Origin of the sequence: Rheinheimera sp. NSM (assembly GCF_052380015.1) — a bacterium.
Classification (GTDB): domain Bacteria; phylum Pseudomonadota; class Gammaproteobacteria; order Enterobacterales; family Alteromonadaceae; genus Alishewanella.
Genome location: NZ_JBQTCI010000001.1, coordinates 964,805 through 984,728, shown reverse-complemented (window position 1 = coordinate 984,728; position 19,924 = coordinate 964,805). Strand labels below are relative to the sequence as shown.

Below are 19,924 nucleotides of genomic sequence, written 5' to 3'. Positions count from 1 at the left end.
TTTTAAAATAATTTTACACCAACAACTTGTATATACAACCAAATTAGCTTATTTTTTATTTAGTAAAACCAGGGGGTGTTATGGCTGTTGCCAAATTTGCCGAAATTAAAGAGTACATGCTCAGCCAGATTGAAATTGCCGCCTGGCCGGAGCACAGCCGTGTGCCATCAGAAAACGAGCTGGCAGTGCAGTTTAGTGTCAGCCGGATGACAGCACGGCGCGCGCTGCAGGAGCTGACCGAACAAGGCATTTTGTATCGCACCCAGGGCGTAGGCAGCTTTGTTGCCGCGCTTAAATCGCAGTCGTCGTTACTGGAAATCCGCAATATTGCTGACGAGATAAGCAGCCGCGGCCATGCCTACAGTGCGCGTTTATTACAGCTGACCGAACTGCCCTGCCCGACCATTATTGCTGCCGCGCTGGGATTAAAGCGCAATGAAGCGGTGTATTTCTCCCTGATAGTGCATTTAGAGAACAACCAGCCACTGCAGTTGGAGGCGCGTTACGTAAGCCCGCAACTGGTGCCGGATTACGTAAAACAAGACTTTAACCAGCAAACACCGCACCAGTATTTAAGCTTTATTGCGCCGCTGACTGAAGCCGAACACACCGTTGAGGCCATTTGGCCGGACGATTTTACCTGTAAGCATTTAGTGCTGAAAAAAGCCGAACCCTGCCTGCGTTTGACCCGCCGCACCTTTAGCCGTGAAGGCGCGGTCAGCCTGGCGTATTTAACTTCACCGGGTAGCCGCTATCGTTTAGGCGGCCATCTGAACTTTTCCTTACCCAGCAGCAGAGAGACTATCTGATGACAGACCCACGTATTGATAACAGCCGGGTGATCCGCGCTGATCGCGGCAGCAAAATCACCGCTAAAAGCTGGCAGACTGAAGCCGCCAAACGCATGTTAATGAATAACCTCGACCCGGAAGTGGCTGAGCACCCGCAAGCCTTAGTGGTATACGGCGGTATTGGCCGTGCAGCGCGTAACTGGCAGTGCTATGACAAAATTGTTGAAGTATTAAACCGGCTGGAAGATAACCAAACGCTGTTGGTACAAAGCGGTAAGCCGGTTGGTGTATTTCCGACCCACCCGGACGCCCCACGTGTATTGATTGCTAACTCTAACCTGGTGCCCGCCTGGGCCAACTGGCAGCACTTTAACGAATTGGATCGCAAAGGCCTGATGATGTACGGCCAGATGACAGCCGGTTCGTGGATCTACATCGGCACTCAGGGCATAGTGCAAGGCACCTATGAAACCTTTGTTGCCATTGCCAAACAACACTTTGACGGCCTGGCAGCCGGTAAATGGGTATTAACCGGTGGTTTAGGTGGCATGGGCGGCGCCCAGCCATTAGCGGCAACTATGGCCGGTTTTCATATGCTGGCTTGTGAAGTAGATGAGAGCCGTATCGATTTTCGCTTAAAAACCCGTTATCTGGATAAAAAGGCCCGCTCACTGGATGAAGCCCTTGCCATGCTGGCAGCGGCTAAAGCGGAAGGTAAGCCCACCTCTATCGGCCTGTTGGCCAATGCGGCTGATGTGTTTGCTGAGTTAGTCGCGCGCGATATTACACCGGATGTAGTAACCGACCAAACGTCTGCCCACGACCCGTTAAACGGCTACCTGCCACAGGGTTGGAGCTTGGAAAAAGCGGCGGAGCAGCGTAAAACCGACGAGGAGGGCGTTGTTAAAGCCGCTAAACAATCGATGGCGGTGCAGGTACAAGCAATATTAACCATGCAGCAACGTGGCGCCGTCGCCACCGATTACGGCAACAATATCCGCCAGATGGCCAAAGACGAAGGCGTAACGAATGCCTTTGATTTCCCCGGTTTTGTACCGGCTTATATCCGGCCGCTGTTCTGCGAAGGCATAGGGCCGTTTCGCTGGGTCGCCCTGTCGGGCGATGCCGAAGATATTTATAAAACCGATGCCAAAGTAAAAGAGCTGATTCCGGATAACCCGCACCTGCATAACTGGCTGGATATGGCGCGCGAGCGCATTCAGTTTCAGGGCTTACCGGCGCGCATTTGCTGGATTGGTTTAAAAGACCGCGCCCGTATCGCGCTGGCCTTTAACGAAATGGTAAAAAACGGCGAGCTGAGCGCACCGGTTGTCATTGGTCGCGATCACCTCGACTCAGGCTCTGTTGCCAGCCCGAACCGCGAAACCGAAGCCATGCTCGATGGCTCTGACGCCGTATCAGACTGGCCATTGCTAAATGCCCTGCTTAACACTGCCGGTGGCGCTACCTGGGTATCACTGCATCATGGTGGTGGTGTAGGTATGGGCTACAGCCAGCACAGCGGCGTGGTGATAGTGGCCGATGGCACCGATGCCGCCGCGGCGCGCCTGGGCCGCGTATTATGGAACGACCCGGGCACCGGCGTTATGCGCCATGCTGATGCCGGTTATGATATTGCGGTTAATTGTGCGACAGAACAAGGTTTAGACCTGCCAATGGTAACGGAGTAACAACATGAGTTTTAAACTGAATTTAGTACCGGGCACCCTGACACTGGCGCAATTACGCCAGGTACAACAAGGCCCGGTGGAGCTGAGCCTCGACAACTCTGCCATAGCCGGGATTGAAAAATCGGCAGCTTGTGTCGCCGATATTATTAAGCAAAACCGCGTGGTGTATGGCATTAATACCGGTTTTGGCTTGCTGGCCAATACGCGGATTAAAAACGAAGAGCTGGAGTTGCTACAACGCTCTATCGTGTTATCCCACGCTGCCGGCTTTGGCGACATTATGGATGACAGCACAGTGCGCTTATTAATGGTGCTGAAAATTAACTCGCTGGCGCGCGGCTTTTCCGGCATCCGGCTGTCTGTCATTGAAGCGCTGATTAAGCTGGTCAACGCCGAAGTTTACCCCTGCATTCCGAAAAAAGGCTCGGTGGGTGCATCCGGCGACTTAGCGCCGCTGTCACATATGGTATTGCCACTGATTGGCGAAGGCGAAGTCAGTTACAAAGGCCAGATCTATGATGCGCGTGAAGGTTTAGGCTTTGCCGGTCTTGAGCCGGTAACCTTAGCAGCCAAAGAAGGCCTGGCGCTGCTTAACGGCACCCAGGCGTCTACCGCGCTGGCACTGGAAGGCTTATTTAAAGCAGAGGACTTATTTGCCGCAGGTAGCGTTATTGGCGCCATGAGTGTAGAAGCGGCCATGGGCAGCCGCTCACCGTTTGACGATCGCATTCATCAGGCCCGTGGCCAGCGTGGCCAAATTGATGCGGCCGCCATTTATCGCCATCTGCTGGGCACAACGTCAGAAATCGGCGAAGCGCATCATAACTGCGAAAAAGTACAAGACCCTTATAGCCTGCGCTGTCAGCCACAGGTAATGGGCGCCTGTTTAACGCAGATCCGTCAGGCGGCAGAAGTCTTAGCAGTAGAAGCTAACGGCGTTACCGACAACCCGTTGGTGTTTGCCGATGACAACGATATTTTGTCCGGCGGTAACTTTCATGCCGAGCCTGTCGCTATGGCAGCAGATAACCTCGCGCTGGCGATTGCCGAAATCGGCGCTATATCTGAGCGGCGCATGGCGCTGTTAATCGACGCGACGTTAAGTAAGTTACCGGCGTTTTTAGTGCCCAACGGTGGCGTAAACAGCGGCTTTATGATTGCCCAGGTCACCGCAGCGGCACTGGCATCGGAAAACAAAAGCCTGGCCCATCCGGCCTCGGTAGACAGCCTGCCCACATCCGCAAACCAGGAAGATCATGTGTCAATGGCGACCTTTGCGGCACGGCGTTTAGCCGATATGGCAGAAAATACCGTGGGTGTATTGGCGGTAGAATATCTGGCTGCAGCCCAGGGCCTGGATTTTCGCGCCCCGCTGAAATCGACCCCGGCTATCGAGCAAGCCAAACATTACCTGCGCGAACAGGTAAGTTTTTATGGCGAAGATCGCTACTTTGCGCCGGATATTGAACAAAGCGCCAACTTACTGCGCCAGCGTCAGTTAAATACCCTGTTACCACAAAAGCTGTTATGTAGCTTCTGAGTTATACGGCAGCACCATTTTGGTGCTGCCGCCCTCTTTTCGTTCATGTACCTCTTTACTGGCTGGACCAGTACCGCTTTCTTTGTTAACTTCAGCTTGTTTATCAAGCAGCTGCTGTCTATGGTTAAGGCTCAGCGACAGTGCGGAGTTCAGCTCAGTGATCAAATTAAAAGTTGCGCATAAAGTCATTATTGGTTTTGGCTTTATAGCTATATTACTGTTGTTGTCCAGTGGCTCGGCGTTATTCAGCTTCTCGGCTATCAGCCAGTCCGGAGATCAGGTTAATCAACTGGCCGTGCCGGTGCAGCAACACAGTAACGCCGCACAAATTCAGTTATTAAAGCTGGCCAAGCTATCAGCGCTGGGCTATACCGCAGAAACTGACGACGATATAAGCAGCTATCAGCAGCAATTTAATACCGGTAGCCAAACTTTACGTCAGCAATTGGCCACCTTAGCCACTCTCACCGGCAGCAGCCAGACCTTTAGCCAAACCCTCCGCGATACAGACAGCCGCTATCAGCAATATGCCGCGGCGGTCAGCAACATGTTTAATGCCAGGTTGCAAAGCAATGCTTTGCAACGCCGCGTGCTGACGGAATTTTCACAGTTAGAGCAGACTATCGATAATATAGGCGCCAATTTGCTGGACATTTCTTATCTGGAGCTGCCCGGCAGCGAGCAGCAAATGGAGTTAATTGCCGGCACAGCTAACCGTATTGACGGCCAGCTGCTGGGGTTGCTGAATACCTTAAAAGAGGTGAGCAATTATACTGAGCAGGCCGCAGCAGAAGCCGGGCAGGAAAATATTGGCTTTGCCTTAAGCGATATGCAAGTCAATATCGACTATATGGCCAATTTGGTCGCCAGCCGCGATACCGGCGGCTTATGGCAAGATGTTACCGCACAGTTAGCCGAACTCACCACACAATTGCAGGCCAGCGAAAGCCTGGCCAGCCTGAAACTGCAACAGGTTGCTGCGCAACAGCAAGCGCGCAACCAACTCAGCCAGTCTGAGCGCAGTGTAGAGCAGGTTATTTCGGCGCTGGATCAGCTCCTTGCAGCTGCTGATGCACAATTTAATGCTTTGCAGCAGAAAGTATCTGATGCGGTCAGCTCCGGCAACACCCGTACCCTTAGTCTGATGTTGGTATTGATCATACTGGCAGTGGCAGCCGCTTACCTGACAATTAACGCCATGCTACGCCCGCTGGCCGGCATAAACAAAGTACTGGGTGATATCGCCAAAGGCGATTTAAGCCGCAAGCTAACCATTACTCATCAGGATGAATTCGGCGCCCTGGCCGCCAAAGTAAACAGTTTGACCAACGCCTTAAGCGCACTGATTGTAAATATTCAGCATAACGCCGGAGAACTGAACGGTAATGCCAAACAATCTGCGTATGAAGTTGGTGAAATTAATGACTCGTTGCAACATCAACAGCAACAAATAGAACTGGTGAATGACGTGACGCGGCAATTAGCCGACAGCACCCGCGATATTGCCATGCAATCGACCGAAAGTACCCGGGCCATGCAGCAAGCTTTGGAGCAAGGTACGCAAATAGATGCCATTGCCGGTCAAAACAAGCAGCTGATTACAAAGTTAGCAGGGCAGCTAACCGAAACAAGTGCAGTGATGAGCAGAGTAAATGATGAAGCCAATAACATCGGCGGCATATTGGCCACCATTCGCGGCATTGCCGAGCAAACCAATTTACTGGCACTTAATGCTGCAATAGAAGCTGCCCGTGCCGGAGAGCAAGGCCGTGGCTTTGCCGTAGTAGCCGACGAAGTGCGCTCTTTAGCCGGACGCACCCGGCAAGCCACGGATGAAATACGCCAAATGATAGAAACACTGCAGTTGCAAAGTAAACAGGCTGTCGCTGCCATTACAGACGGCAAAGCAGATGCCGACAGCTGTGTAGCGCAAACACTGGACTTAGTTGCCTCATTAAGCTTGGTTAATCAGGCGTTGGCGCAAACCCGCGATATCAGTAGCCGCGTTAGTGCAGCAACAGAAACGCAGCTGAAACTGGGTAATGATATCAACAGTAATATGCAACAGATGATCGAAGTTGCTCAGGTTAGCAGCGAAAAAGCCCAGCGTACTTTACAGCATAGCGATGGCGTATCCACTCTTGCTACAGGGCTGACAAAAGCCGCCAGCGCCTTTAAAGTTTCCTGAGCAATGTTCTGATACTTTTGATGCCAGTCACTTGTCACTTGTCACTTGTCACTTAAGTTATAACAAAGAAAAAGGCTGGACAAAGTCCAGCCAGCAGGAAGTATTTTCTCATCCCAGTGTTTTTTGTTGATTCCTTTCGCTATCCATAGTGCCAAAACAGCAACAAAAAACCCGATGAAAAGATGATATCGACATTAAACCATAGCAAATTGTTGTTGGCGCTGTAACTTTTGCTGTTTCTTTAAACTTCTGGCGTCCAGTAATTCAATATTGGCTTCGCGGGCAAAGATCCACGCCTGACTGCTGAAACCGGCATAGCTGACAATAATACCGCTGCTGAAATCTGCTGCCAGCATCTGCTGAAATAATGCTCTGATCTGATTAATGTCTACTGCCTGGTCGTCTTGCTGCAGATAAACCAGCTTCTCCTGCTCAGCTTGCAAGCAGCGGTATTCCGGGCTGACTCTGGACGAATGAGACAATTTACCTAAGCGCTGCAAAAAGTGCTCTGCGTCCTGCAAGAACTGCTGTTTTTTGTCCGCCGAAGACAGAAACGCCCGCAGTGGCAATGCCAGACCAAACAGTTTGTGCTGTTCATCCAGTTCAAAAAATGCCAACACATTAAATAAAAGTGCGACAACGAACATCAGCACAAAGCTCCACAGCATAAAAGCAGACCAGAATGCCGACAGTACCCAGCTATTGTTGCTTTGCAGCAAAGAGTGCTCAGCGAAGAACAGGTAGACAGTGCCGGCAACAATTCCCAGTGCGGTACTGACAGAAGAAACAAGCAACCATTTATTTTTCATAACAACCTCAACGCCCTTTTGTTGAGCGTTCAGTATCAGCGCAGTGCCGGAATTTTTCTTAACAGGAAGCTGATAAATGCATTATAAAAACATTGGCTGCTGTTTATATCAGCAATCGCAGTCTGCTAAAGCGTCGCAAGCTGATTGATAACAGTAGTGAAAACCGTACTGTGCAATAAAACGCTGCGGATTAACCCGCCGCTGAGTGTCGGTGTAAACTGCAAACTCTACCTCACTACCAGCCAGCGCCGCAGCCTGCTGATAGAACACCCGCCTGGATACAGGCACAGGGCAACACAGGTTATAAATAGCGGGGCTGAGCGCCGGCAGCGCTAATATACGCTGTACTGCTGCGATTATATCATTGCTGTGCAGCATATTAACCGGTGCATCGGGGTCCGGCAGAGTTTTACCGGCGACAAAATGTCCGGGTTGGCGGCCCGGCCCCATTAAGCCCGCCAGACGCAATGTGATACAACCGCCAAATTGCTGCAAGGCTTGTTCACCGCCGGCCAGTAACTGCACCCTGGGGTGCTGCAATTGCAGGTCAGCAGTTTCATCCGCATCACCATCCAACCCCTGATAAATACCACTGGAGCTAAAATGCAGCACGCCACGGCTACCGGCCTGTTGCATCACTGCGCTTAACCGCTGTAGTGATTGGATATAATTATTGCCCGGCTGCTGACGGCCAGGGGCAATAGCACAGATAACAATCGCATCGTTAAAAATTGCATTTAACGCCTCATCGGCGACCAGTGGAGTGTTAAGATCCAGCGCTATTCCCGCTACGCCTGCCGGCAAATCTGCCAGGGCAGCGACAGAACGTCGGGTAGCAGTTACCTGATACCCTGTGCGGCACAGCACTGCTGCCAATTGCTGTCCTAACCAACCACAACCAACAATAATCACTTTCATACAGTTTCGCTTTTTTGCGGCAGTACCGCATAGCGGCCATTGAATTCCGCCGCCAGCTCGCCGGCAGAAAAAATCTGTACTTTGATTTGCTGCACCACTTTGCGCCCCTCCGCCAACGCGGTTAAAGCCCCACTGCAATGCTGCAATGCACAACGCGCTTGCGGCTCAGCTGCAACCGGTCGTAGATATCTGATACCGGCGTCTGCCAGGACCTGGTCGCCGTGCAGTCCCAGCGCCTGCAATTGCAAATACAGCATGCCCCAACCGGTTAAAGTCGCCAGCGCATAAATGCTGCCGGCAAACATGGTCTGATGCAGGTTAATGTTTGGCGCCAATGGCGCAGCACAGCGTAGTTCATTGCCGTCAAAACTGCTGATAGCAAGCTGCATATAGTGGCTTAGCGGTATCGTTTGCTGCCAGGTGTCTGCCAGTTGTTTGCACCACAACTGATGCTGCTCAGCTGTACCGGCCAGCCGGATGTGTTTTTGCATCACAACATGCGCAATACCATATAACTGCGGGGCAGCACCGGTTTGCTGATACCCCAGGCGTTGGTAGAACTGCAGTGCCGTGTCCCGCGCATTTAAGCTGATATAACTGCAGCCCCATTGCACCGCCTGCATCTCCAGCGCCGCTAACACCTTGCTCCCGGCACCTTTGCCCTGATACTCAGCAGCTACCGCCATATAACGTATCTGAGCACCGCCTTGCTCAAGCTGATGCAAACGGCCCACAGCCGCAATCGCACCATCAGGGGTTAACAACATCAGATGATAAGCCCGGGCTTCTAGCTCGTCGCGCTCGGAACCGGGCGGCTGCTGCCAGGGAGCACGCAGTACTTGCCAGCGCAGCTGATAATAACCTTGCCATTCTTGTGGCGTTTGAGGTGGGCGTAATTGCCAATGCCGCATAGGTACTACTCCGAAAAATCAGCTCTGCAGCTCCGAAAAATCAGCTCTGCAGTAAAAAAGTCACGGGGCCGTCATTAGTCAGGCTAACCTGCATATCAGCGCCAAATTGCCCGGTAGCAGTGTTCAGCCCAAGCGAGCGGCAATATGCCACAAAGGCCAGGTAGTGCTGGTCGGCTTTGTCAGGCACTGCCGCGGGCGTAAAGCTGGGCCTTAAACCTGAGTTGGTATCTGCTGCCAGGGTGAACTGTGATACCACCAACACGCTGCCACCGGCCTGCTGTACGTTTAAATTCATCTTACCGTCAGCATCTGAAAACACGCGGTAATGGCAAACCTTGTGCGCCAGCCTGGTTGTAATTGCCGCATCGTCAGCGGCTTCAACACCAAGCAACACCAGTAAACCACGGTCAATCTGTGCAATAATATTGCCGTCAACCCTTACTGCCGCTTCACTGACTCGTTGAATAAGCGCCTTCATCTACGCTACTGCCTCTGAGTCATCGTCATCAGGGTTGTTTTGATCAGGATCATCACTGTCGGCCTTTTCTGTATCGGCCGCAATTTGCTGCAACAAAGCGGTAAGTTCCGCCCCCAGCAGCACTACCAGCCAGCACAAATACACCCAGACAAAGACTATCGGCACTAATGCCAGCGCACCGTACAGAGTGTCGTAGGCCGGAAAATGTGTTACGTAAACCGCAAAACCGCGTTTGGATAATTCAAACAATATCATCGCCAGCAAAGCACCAAAAAAAGCATGACGGCTGCGGACTTTGATATTCGGCACCACCAGATACAGCAGAAAAAATGCCAGCAACGACATCAGATATGGCACCACACCCAACAACAGGGTAGACAACCCCGGAGTGTAGCCTTCAGCAAAGCGGGTTAGCCTGATCAGATAAGATGTTACCGCAATGGATGAACCAAACAGAATGGGCCCTAATGTCAAAATCATCCAGTAAATAGAAAATGAGATAACCGGTCTTGGTCTTTTGGTGACCCGCCAGATTTTATTCAGTGTTTTATCAATATTGTGAATAAGCAGCAAGGCAACAACCACCAGTGCCGTAATGCCGATTGCCGTCATACCACCGGTATTGCCGATAAACTGGTTAATGTAGGTTTGAATTTCCTCACCACGTGAAGGGATCACATTGGCGTAAACAAAAGCTTCAATGGCCTGACGAAACTCGCCAAACATCGGAAAAGCACTCAACATGGAAAACATTACTGCGATCAAAGGCACCACTGACAACAGCGAGATATACGCCAGATAACCGCCAATTACGCCAATTTGATCCTGCTGACAACGCTGGATATAGAGCTTAATAAAGCGCACAGCCGTTTTTAGATAGGGGTGCCACTCAGGCAGCATAACGCCTCCAAATCACATAAATACTGCCAGAGGATACAAGAAAAGCAGTAACTCAACCAGCATCGTTGAAGACTATAAATTGCTAAGTACTGAATATTACGTAAAAAAAAGCCGGCATCAATGCCGGCTTTTTGTCAGCTCGCTAAACGGTATTAACCGCGGCTGGCGCGCTTACGATCGTTTTCTGTCAGGTGACGTTTACGGATACGGATCGACTTAGGTGTAACTTCTACCAGTTCGTCGTCGTCAATAAACTCTAATGCCTGCTCCAAAGTGTAACGGATTGGCGGTACCAGGTTGATGGCTTCATCAGTACCGGAAGCGCGCACGTTAGTTAACTGCTTACCTTTCAAACAGTTAACTGTTAAGTCGTTGCTACGGCTGTGAATACCGATAACCTGACCTTCGTACACTTCTTCAGCGTGGCTGATAAACATCCGGCCACGTTCCTGTAAGGAGAAAATGGCATAACCGGCTGCTTTACCCATAGCATTAGAGATCATGACACCGTTGGTGCGCTGACCGATAGTGCCACCTTTGTGCGCACCGTAGTGGTCAAAGCTGTGGTACATCAAACCGGTACCTGAGGTAATGGTCATAAATTCGGTACGGAAACCAATTAAACCACGGCTTGGCATTAAGAAATCCATCCGGATACGGCCTTTACCGTCTGGCTGCATATTGGTCATTTCAGCTTTACGCTCGCCCATACGTTCCATGATAGAGCCCTGGTTCTGCTCTTCACAGTCGATAGTAACGTTTTCCATAGGCTCCATCTTCGCGCCGTCAACCACTTTCATGATTACTTCAGGGCGTGATACGGCTAATTCGAAACCTTCGCGACGCATATTTTCAATTAGTACACCAAGGTGCAATTCGCCACGACCGGATACTTTGAACTTATCACCGTCTTCGGTTTCTTCAACCCGCAGTGCTACGTTGTGTTTCAGCTCGTTAGTTAAACGCTCTAAAATCTGACGCGAGGTAACAAACTTACCTTCTTTACCGGCGAAAGGTGACGTATTTACCTGGAATGTCATGGTAACAGTAGGTTCATCGACCTGCAGGGCAGGCAATGCTTCTACTTTAGTGGTGGCACAAATAGTGTCAGAGATTTTCAGCTCACCCAAACCGGTAAAAGCCACGATATCACCGGCATTCGCTTCTGCCGTTTCAACGCGCTCTAAACCCAGGTAACCGAATACCTGGCCTACTTTACCGTTACGCTTACTACCGTCAGCACCCACAATGGTGACCTGCTGGTTTGATTTTAAGCTGCCACGTTTAATACGACCGATACCGATAATGCCCAGGTAGCTGGAGTAATCCAGCTGTGATACCTGTAACTGGGTTTCGCCGTCCAGTTCAACTGACGGCGGCGCTACGTGTTTTACAATGGCTTCAAACAGATCAGTGATATCCGTTTTTGGCTCGTTGTAATCCAGTGTCGCCCAGCCGTTTAATGCCGAGGCGTATACAATAGGGAAATCTAACTGCTCGTCAGTAGCACCTAAGTTATCAAACAGGTCAAATACCTGGTCGATAACCCAATCCGGACGTGCACCCGGGCGGTCGATTTTATTCACTACCACAATCGGCTTTAAACCGTGTGAGAAGGCCTTTTGCGTTACAAAGCGTGTTTGCGGCATTGGGCCGTCAACGGCGTCAACCAACAGTAATACTGAGTCGGCCATTGACAGTACGCGCTCTACTTCACCACCGAAGTCGGCGTGGCCGGGCGTATCAAGGATATTAATGTGGTAACCGTTCCAGCGCACCGAAGTGTTCTTTGCCAGGATAGTTATACCGCGCTCAGATTCCTGCGCATTCGAATCCATTACGCGCTCCTGTAATTTGGCGCGGGCATCAAAGGTGCCAGACTGCTGCAGCAGTTTGTCAACCAGGGTGGTTTTACCATGGTCAACGTGCGCAATAATGGCAACATTGCGCAGCTTTTCTAAGTAGGTCGCGGTAACGCTCATGTAAATATATCCTCTGTGGCACTAGATGACCGTAATGACCACCAGGCAAAACTAACTGAAACTAAAGGGCGCATATTCTACTCTGTTTTTACCGGGAAAGAAAAACAGCAACTGCGGTTTCGGCGATTTTTTTTATCGGCGGGGTAATATGCAGCTACACTTACCCCTGCCCGTGCCGCACCAGAATAGAGCTTGTCAGCACCAAAATGGTGCGCAGCAGCTTTACCCAAGCGCACCACGCCAAAGCATATTCAAATTATTCAACAACTTAGGTTATTGGCATATATCTGGCATTTAATGGCGCAACACCGCTAAATCAGTTCAAAACAGATTAATTGGAGGAATGCATGTCTGCATCATCTGTACTGAGTTTAATTAAAGAAAATGAAGTGAAGTTTGTAGATTTACGTTTTACCGACACCAAAGGTAAAGAGCAGCATGTGACTGTTCCTGTTAACCAAATTACCGCAGACTTCTTTGAAGACGGTAAAATGTTTGACGGCTCTTCTATTGCCGGTTGGAAAGGTATTAACGACTCAGACATGATCCTGATGCCGGACGCTTCTACTGCGGTATTAGACCCGTTCTTTGAAGAAACCACCTTAAACATTACCTGTGACGTAATCGAACCCAGCACCATGCAGGGCTACGACCGCGATCCGCGCTCTATCGCCAAACGCGCTGAAGAGTACCTGAAATCTACCGGTATCGCTGACACTATCTTGTTTGGCCCGGAGCCGGAATTCTTTATGTTTGACGACATCCGTTTTGAAACTACGATGTCAGGTTCATTCTTTAAAATTAACTCAACTGAAGCGGCCTGGAACTCAGGTACCAGCTATGAAGATGGTAACAAAGGCCACCGTCCAAGCGTAAAAGGCGGTTACTTCCCGTTACCACCGGTAGATTCGGGCCATGATATCCGTAGCGCCATGTGTATGGTGCTGGAAGAAATGGGACAAACCGTTGAAGCGCACCACCACGAAGTTGCTACTGCCGGCCAGAACGAGATCGCTACCAAGTTCAACAGCTTAACTAAGAAAGCCGATGAAGTGCAGCAACTTAAGTACGTTATTCACAACGTTGCGCACCTGTATGGCAAAACCGTAACCTTTATGCCGAAGCCGTTAGTAGGTGATAATGGTTCAGGTATGCACTGTCACCAATCTCTGGCGAAAGACGGTGTAAACCTGTTTGCCGGTGATAAATATGCCGGTCTGTCTGAAACCGCGCTGTACTATATCGGCGGCATTATTAAACATGCTAAGGCCATTAACGCCTTTACCAACCCGTCGACTAACTCATACAAGCGTTTAGTACCGCACTTTGAAGCACCGGTAATGCTGGCGTATTCTGCGCGTAACCGCTCAGCGTCTATCCGTATCCCGTTGGTACCAAGTGCCAAAGCGCGTCGTATTGAATGCCGCTTCCCGGATCCGGCAGCTAACCCATACCTGGCTTTTGTAGCTCAGCTGATGGCTGGCCTGGACGGTATTCAGAACAAAATTCACCCGGGCGATGCAATGGATAAAGACTTGTACGACTTACCGGCAGAAGAAGCCGCTAACATTCCACAAGTTTCCACCTCACTGGAAGAAGCCCTGAACGAGCTGGACAAAAACCGCGCTATCTTTACTAAAGGCGGCGTAATGTCTGATGCGATGATCGATGCTTATATTGACATTAAACGTGGCGAAGCCCGCAGAGTGGCAGTATCTGTTCATCCGCTGGAATTTGAACTGTATTACAGCGTTTAACGCCGCTGGCTGATAAAAAGCTCACTTCGGTGAGCTTTTTTTTTGTAGAAAAAGAACACAAAGCAAGCTAGAGTAGCGCGATGGAACTACAATAATAAATATAAAATGGATCTTAGTTAACCAATGAATAAAGTATTGTTTATTTTCATATTATTGTTTGTTGCAATGCCAATAATGGCGCAAGACAGTAAAAAGGTGTTTGTTACCCGCGACGCCAATGGTGTGCTGGTATTTTCTGACAGCCCGCAACCGGGCGCTGAGGAGCTGAATTTATCCAGTCGCGCTAACATCATGGAAGCAACAGACCCAACCCTGCCGGCACGCAAAGCCCCGCCGGTTGAACCCTTTACGGTAGAAATTGTACAGCCGGAAGATCAGGGTACGGTGCGCGACAATACCGGTTCAGTCTATGTTTCCGGCAAAATCAGCCCGATGTTTCAACGTGGCCTTCGCGTACGGTTATTAATTGATGGCCAGGCCAAAGTAGAACCACAAAACAATGCAGTATTTATTCTGCGCGATATAGAGCGTGGCGAACACAAACTCCAGATGGAACTTTTTGATCAAAACGGCAAGCTTATTGCAACAAGTCCTGTAACGACCTTCTATTTACATAGAGCCTCGGCAATATCACCAAATTAGTGCGTATGCTATGCAATTCAGCCTGAACTGAATTACACTGTCAACTTAGCGCACCAATTTGGTGCAAAGGGTGAAACAGTGACTGATATAACAATACCGACAGAACAGCTATACGCACATATTACCGAGCAGTTAACCACAGCTATTATGCTGCTGGATGCGGATTTAACCATTCGTTACTTTAATACCGCCTGCTGTGCAGTACTGGGTTTGGGTGAAAAGCGTTTATCTGCACAACATTTCCCTGAGTTGTTCCAACATATCGATATCAGCAGCCAACATTTTTTCAGCGCACTGAGCAGTAAACAGGGTTTTGGCGTCAGCGATGTACAGGCGGTGCTGGCCGATGGTCGCCATCTGCTGTTGGATATATCAGTGACCATCAGTGAAAATCCGGCCGGCCACTTGCTGCTGGAAATCCGCCACGTCGATCAGCAACGCAAAATCAGCCTGGAAAGCCTGCAACAGCACCAACACCTGGCTGCGCGTGAGCTGATCCGCGGTCTGGCACATGAAATTAAAAACCCGCTCGGCGGCCTGCGCGGTGCTGCACAGCTGCTGGAAGAAACCCTGTCCGATGAGTTAAAAGAATATACTCAACTGATTATTGCCCAGGCCGACCGGTTAAGAAACCTGGTTGACCGGCTGCTTGGGCCTTATCGTCCGGCGCAGCGGGTACAAAGCAACCTGCATCAAATGATAGAACAAGTGCGTCAGTTAGCCCTGATGGATAATCCCGGCCAGGTGCAGTTCAGCCGCGACTACGACCCCAGCATACCGGATTTCGCTTTTGACCCGGAGTTACTCGAACAGGCCTTGCTGAACATTGTACGTAACGCCCAGCAAGCACTGGAACATACGCCTCAGCCGGCTATTTGCTTACAAAGCCGCGTACTGCACCAGCACACACTACACGGCAAGCGTTACAAACTGGTAGCACTGATCCGCGTGATCGACAATGGCCCGGGCATCCCGAACGACATTAAAGACACCCTGTTTTACCCTATGGTTAGCGGCAAAGCCGGTGGCACCGGTTTGGGCTTATCTATCGGCCAAACTTTAATCCACCAACACGGTGGTTGGATCGATTGCGACAGCTGGCCGGGCCATACCGAATTTACCCTATACCTGCCAATTGCAGACACTGAGGATTGAACTAATGAGTCATACTGTATGGATTATTGATGACGACAATTCTATCCGTTGGGTGCTGGAAAAAGCCCTGGCCCGCGCGGATATTCTATGTGAGAGCTATGCCTCCGCCGATTTAATGCTGCAACGGTTGGAGTATGATCAGCCCGCTGTTGTGGTCTCAGATATCCGTATGCCGGGTACCGATGGCATGGCGTTATTAAGCCGGCTACAAGAATTGGCACCGGAGCTGCCGGTGATCATCATGACCGCCCATTCCGATTTAGACAGCGCGGTTAATGCCTTTAAACGCGGCGCCTTTGAATATTTGCCCAAGCCCTTCGACGTAAACGACGCTGTGGCGCTGATCAGCCGCGCGCTGGAGCATGCAAAAGCGCGCCAACCAAAGCACAAAGCGGCTGCACCGGCGTTATCACCGGAAATTATCGGTGAAGCCCCGGCCATGCAGGAAGTATTTCGCGCTATCGGCCGCCTTGCCCGCTCCAGTATCAGCGTGTTAATTAATGGCCAATCCGGTACCGGTAAAGAACTGGTTGCCCGCGCCTTACATAAACACAGCCCGCGTGTTGAGCAGCCGTTTATTGCGCTGAACATGGCTGCTATACCGAAAGATTTGATTGAGTCGGAGCTGTTTGGCCATGAAAAAGGCGCTTTTACCGGTGCCAATAATCTGCGTAAAGGCCGTTTTGAACAAGCCGACGGCGGCACCTTGTTTCTTGATGAAATCGGCGATATGCCGCTGGACGTACAAACCCGTTTGCTGCGCGTATTAGCCGATGGCCAGTTTTATCGCGTCGGCGGCCACCAGGCCATTGGTGTGGATGTGCGTATTATTGCCGCCACGCACCAGAATTTGGAACAGCTGGTCAGCGAAGGCAAGTTTCGCGAAGACTTATTTCACCGGCTGAATGTGATCCGCGTGCATTTACCGCAGCTGCGCGAACGTAAACAAGACATTGCCAAACTGGCACAGCATTTCTTGCTGCAAGCGGCAAAAGAGCTGAATGTTGAAGCTAAAACCCTGACCAAAGAAGCTGAACAGTTTTTAAGCCAGCTGGATTGGCCGGGTAATGTGCGTCAACTGGAAAACACCTGTCGCTGGCTTACCGTCATGGCCAGCGGCAAACATATCGTGGTTGCCGACTTACCACCGGAGCTCACCACACCAACTAAGGCACCGGTGGTTACGATTAACGGCAGCAGCGGTAGCTGGCAAGAATTACTGGCCGGCTGGATCAGCCACAAATTAAATGCTGGCGAAGAGAACATTCTGGCCGAAGCCGGGCCGGAATTTGAACGTACGGTGCTGCAACAAGCCTTGCAGTTTACCCACGGCCACAAGCAAGAAGCGGCCAAACGCTTGGGCTGGGGCCGCAATACGCTGACCCGCAAACTTAAAGAGCTGGATATAGAATAAAATAACAAGGCCGGGCGTAAAAGCGCACCGGCCTGCTGTTAGCTGTAAACAACGCCTGTAGTGTTATGATACATGTTTCAGGAATTGCTGCGCTGTTGCTTTTTTTGCTGCCATTTCTGCCGTTTTTCATTGAGCTGTTGGCGTTGTTCATCGGTCAGCAGCTGTAATACCTGATGCTGTAACTTCATCGCAGCCAGGCGTTTGTCTATTGCTTGTTGTTGCTGCTTCTCCAGCAACTGACGTGCAGCTACTTCATCAAAGGTATCTGCAGCCAGTAAATCACGCATTTGCCGGCGCTCAGCCTTGTCAGGCCGGCTAGCTTTTTGCCCGCTACGGTGTTGCTGCATCAGTTGCTTGAGCTGTTCACGCTGGCTATCAGTAAGTTCCAGCCCGGCCAGCATGCGTTTCACCGGAGCATGCTGCATATGGCGGCCGTGCTCATAGCCTGCCGCCTTGTGTTCATGGGCCACCGCAATACCGGTCAGACTGGCGGCAGTAAGTAAGCCTAAAGCAAGAATCAGTTTTGATACTTTCATCGGATACACTCCTTTATTAAGACAGGCTAAGCATAAAACAGCCAATGCAAAGCAGCGCAAACTCAGGGTAAAGATTCTGTAAAGGTATATTGCGGCCTGCTGACATTGGGTAAACTCTACACAAAGAAGGAGTGGTTATGCCTGCAATTTTGATGATTGATGACGATACCGGCCTGTGCGAGTTAGTGGCTGAATATCTGGCGCTGGATGGTTTTCAGTTCAGTGCCGCCCACGATGGCAGCCAGGGGCTGGCGCTGGCACAAAGCGGTGATTATCAGCTTATTCTGCTGGATGTGATGCTGCCTGGTATGGATGGCCTGTCGGTATTAAAAGCGCTGCGCAGCGGTCAGTATTGTCCGGTACTGATGCTGACGGCGCGCGGCGATGATGTTGATCGTATCGTCGGTTTAGAATTAGGCGCAGATGATTACCTCGCCAAACCGTTTAACCCGCGCGAGCTGGTGGCCCGCATCAAAGCTATTTTGCGCCGCGTAGAGCTGACCAGGGCACCATCACCGGGGCAAAATACGGTGCTGAGTATTAATGGCCTGGTACTGAACCCGCACAACCGCCAACTTAGCTGTAACGAGCAAGCTGTAGCGTTAACCGCGACCGAATTTCAGTTATTGGAAGTGCTGATGCGCCATGCCGGTGAAGTCGTCAGTAAGGACGAGCTTAGCCGTGAAGTGCTGGGTAAACGCCTGCAAATGTACGACCGCAGCCTGGATATGCATATCAGTAATATCCGTAAAAAGGTGGGCCAGTTTAGCCCTGATGAAAAAATTCAAACTCTGCGTGGCAGTGGCTATCTGTTTTTGCAGGGGCAGCCATGAGCTGGTTGAAGCACTTAAACCCGTTTCACTATTTGGCCGGGCGCATCTTTCTCTGGTTCTGGTTGGTGCTGTTAACGGCGGTATTCGGCACCCTGGCGCTGTCGCGCGCTTTAGTTGAACAAACTGAAATCCGCCGCCTGCCACACAGTATTGCCCAGCAACTGCAGCAGCAACTACAACCCTTCGCTGACAGCCATAACAGCAGCGAACTGATAGCCAGGTTGCAACAGCACCGGCCGGACCGCTGGCTGGTAATAAACGCGGACAGCAATAGCGTGTTAACTCCTGGCTTATTACCGCGGGATTTTGATCAGAACTGGTTGACGGAGTTATCTCAGCTGTCGCGGCCGCGCTGGCTAAAGCACAACAATACCTCGCTGGCAGGGCCATTTTTGCTGCAACTGGGCGAGGAAAACCTGGCACTGTATCAAAAACGCCAACGCCCGCCCCAGCCATGGTGGCGCTTAAGCGAAATACCGCAACATGTGTTATTGCTGTTCACCCTACTTATCTCTGCTGTCGCCAGTTTAATTCTGGCGTTGTCTATCTCGCGGCCGTTACGTGAACTGTTGCTGCGCAATCTGGAGTTTGCCGATGGCAAATTAAACAGCAGAGTCAGCGGTCTGATAAAACGCAAAGACGAACTGGGCCGGCTTGGCCACAGCTTTAACACTATGGCTGAACGTATCAGCGCCCTGCTGACCAATCAGCAACGGCTGCTGCGCGATATATCGCATGAGCTTCGCTCGCCGCTGGCCAGGGCGCAACTGGCGCTTGGCCTGACCGAGCGCCAGCAAAGCATGGAGCAATTGCCACGATTAAAACAGGAACTGGACCGGCTGGATGCCATGCTTGATGAGCTGCTGACCTTCAGCAAGCTCGATGCCGGCCAATATCAGTTACACCTGCAGCGCTTCGACCTGAGCGAACTGCTGGCCGATATCATCGACGTCAATAAAGTAGAAGCAGACGCCAAACAGCAAACTATTCAGCTGATGGCCCCTGAGATGGCAGAAATTGTCGCCGACAGCCGCTTGCTGGCCAGAGCGATAGAGAATATTCTGCGCAATGCTATTAAGTATGGCCCGCCGCACAGTGACATCAGCTGCACTTTGCAGCAACAGCAACACCAGCTGCAAATCACCATCTGCGATGACGGTCCGGGCATAGCAGCAGAACAACTGGAAGCCGTATTTGAGCCGTTTTACCGCGTATCAAACAGCCGTAATACCAACACCGGCGGCACCGGGCTTGGCCTGGCCATAGTGGCACAGATAGTGCGCCAGCATCAGGGTACAGTTACCGCTGAGACAAGAAATGACGGCGGGCTTTGTATCAGGCTGCGGTTACCGCTAAACTGCGGCTTTGATTAAGCTAAA

At 50.9% G+C, this 19,924-nt stretch carries 17 protein-coding genes; 10 read left to right on the top strand and 7 right to left on the bottom strand.

All coding sequences use genetic code 11. The features are described 5' to 3' along the window. The first annotated feature begins 80 nt into the window (after positions 1-80). The 4 genes from hutC to ACTZWV_RS04330 all read left to right on the top strand — a co-directional run bounded on the left by hutC (position 81) and on the right by ACTZWV_RS04330 (position 6,210). Positions 81-809 carry a histidine utilization repressor gene (gene hutC, locus ACTZWV_RS04345; RefSeq protein ID WP_444785362.1) on the top strand — a complete coding sequence of 243 codons (729 nt, stop codon included), beginning with the start codon at positions 81-83 and terminating at the stop codon, positions 807-809. Next, positions 809-2,482, top strand: a complete 1,674-nt coding sequence (hutU, locus tag ACTZWV_RS04340) for a urocanate hydratase (protein ID WP_444785361.1) — start codon at positions 809-811, stop codon at positions 2,480-2,482. The genes hutC and hutU overlap by 1 nt, the downstream gene beginning before the upstream one ends. 4 nt (positions 2,483-2,486) lie before the next feature. After that, positions 2,487-4,022 (top strand): histidine ammonia-lyase, encoded by a 1,536-nt coding sequence (hutH, locus tag ACTZWV_RS04335; RefSeq protein ID WP_444785360.1) that lies wholly within the window; start codon positions 2,487-2,489, stop codon positions 4,020-4,022. Between the two features lie 157 nt (positions 4,023-4,179). Beyond that, complete coding sequence (locus ACTZWV_RS04330; RefSeq protein ID WP_444785359.1) at positions 4,180-6,210, top strand: methyl-accepting chemotaxis protein; 2,031 nt, start codon at positions 4,180-4,182, stop codon at positions 6,208-6,210. 194 nt (positions 6,211-6,404) lie between these two features. On the opposite strand, the gene ACTZWV_RS04325 is transcribed toward ACTZWV_RS04330, so the two are convergent. The 6 genes from ACTZWV_RS04325 to typA all read right to left on the bottom strand — a co-directional run bounded on the left by ACTZWV_RS04325 (position 6,405) and on the right by typA (position 12,208). Beyond that, the gene (locus ACTZWV_RS04325) at positions 6,405-7,019 is read right to left on the bottom strand and encodes a restriction endonuclease (RefSeq protein ID WP_444785358.1); all 615 of its coding nucleotides are present in this window, start codon (positions 7,017-7,019) and stop codon (positions 6,405-6,407) included. A 108-nt stretch (positions 7,020-7,127) separates the two neighbouring features. Next, positions 7,128-7,937, bottom strand: a complete 810-nt coding sequence (locus ACTZWV_RS04320) for an NAD(P)H-binding protein (RefSeq protein WP_444785357.1) — start codon at positions 7,935-7,937, stop codon at positions 7,128-7,130. After that, positions 7,934-8,848 (bottom strand): bifunctional GNAT family N-acetyltransferase/hotdog fold thioesterase, encoded by a 915-nt coding sequence (locus tag ACTZWV_RS04315; RefSeq protein WP_444785356.1) that lies wholly within the window; start codon positions 8,846-8,848, stop codon positions 7,934-7,936. The genes ACTZWV_RS04320 and ACTZWV_RS04315 overlap by 4 nt, the downstream gene beginning before the upstream one ends. A 40-nt stretch (positions 8,849-8,888) precedes the next feature. Then, a complete protein-coding gene (dtd, locus tag ACTZWV_RS04310; protein WP_444785355.1) occupies positions 8,889-9,326 on the bottom strand; it encodes a D-aminoacyl-tRNA deacylase in 438 nt (145 codons plus the stop codon). Next, on the bottom strand, positions 9,327-10,226 hold the full coding sequence (locus tag ACTZWV_RS04305; RefSeq protein WP_444785354.1) for a virulence factor BrkB family protein: 900 nt from the start codon (positions 10,224-10,226) through the stop codon (positions 9,327-9,329). 152 nt (positions 10,227-10,378) lie between these two features. Next, positions 10,379-12,208 (bottom strand): translational GTPase TypA, encoded by a 1,830-nt coding sequence (gene typA, locus ACTZWV_RS04300; protein ID WP_305552500.1) that lies wholly within the window; start codon positions 12,206-12,208, stop codon positions 10,379-10,381. A gap of 347 nt (positions 12,209-12,555) precedes the next feature. On the opposite strand from typA, the gene glnA reads away from it, so the two are divergent. The 4 genes from glnA (at position 12,556) to glnG (ending at position 17,176) form a co-directional block, all read left to right on the top strand. Further along, a complete protein-coding gene (gene glnA / locus ACTZWV_RS04295; RefSeq protein ID WP_444785353.1) occupies positions 12,556-13,965 on the top strand; it encodes a glutamate--ammonia ligase in 1,410 nt (469 codons plus the stop codon). Between the two features lie 123 nt (positions 13,966-14,088). Further along, a complete protein-coding gene (locus ACTZWV_RS04290; RefSeq protein WP_444785352.1) occupies positions 14,089-14,607 on the top strand; it encodes a DUF4124 domain-containing protein in 519 nt (172 codons plus the stop codon). A 78-nt stretch (positions 14,608-14,685) separates the two neighbouring features. Further along, a complete protein-coding gene (glnL, locus tag ACTZWV_RS04285; protein ID WP_444785351.1) occupies positions 14,686-15,762 on the top strand; it encodes a nitrogen regulation protein NR(II) in 1,077 nt (358 codons plus the stop codon). A gap of 4 nt (positions 15,763-15,766) precedes the next feature. Then, the gene (glnG, locus tag ACTZWV_RS04280) at positions 15,767-17,176 is read left to right on the top strand and encodes a nitrogen regulation protein NR(I) (protein WP_444785350.1); all 1,410 of its coding nucleotides are present in this window, start codon (positions 15,767-15,769) and stop codon (positions 17,174-17,176) included. A gap of 77 nt (positions 17,177-17,253) precedes the next feature. On the opposite strand, the gene ACTZWV_RS04275 is transcribed toward glnG, so the two are convergent. Beyond that, positions 17,254-17,712, bottom strand: coding sequence for a Spy/CpxP family protein refolding chaperone (locus tag ACTZWV_RS04275; RefSeq protein WP_444785349.1), 459 nt, complete (start codon positions 17,710-17,712; stop codon positions 17,254-17,256). Positions 17,713-17,849: 137 nt separating this feature from the next. Here ACTZWV_RS04275 and ACTZWV_RS04270 point away from each other — a divergent pair, with 137 nt between their 5' ends. Continuing rightward, entirely contained in the window at positions 17,850-18,545 is a 696-nt protein-coding gene (locus ACTZWV_RS04270; protein WP_444785348.1) for a response regulator, read from the top strand. After that, positions 18,542-19,918, top strand: a complete 1,377-nt coding sequence (locus ACTZWV_RS04265) for an ATP-binding protein (protein ID WP_444785347.1) — start codon at positions 18,542-18,544, stop codon at positions 19,916-19,918. Before ACTZWV_RS04270 ends, ACTZWV_RS04265 begins: the two co-directional genes overlap by 4 nt. Positions 19,919-19,924 lie beyond the last annotated feature (6 nt).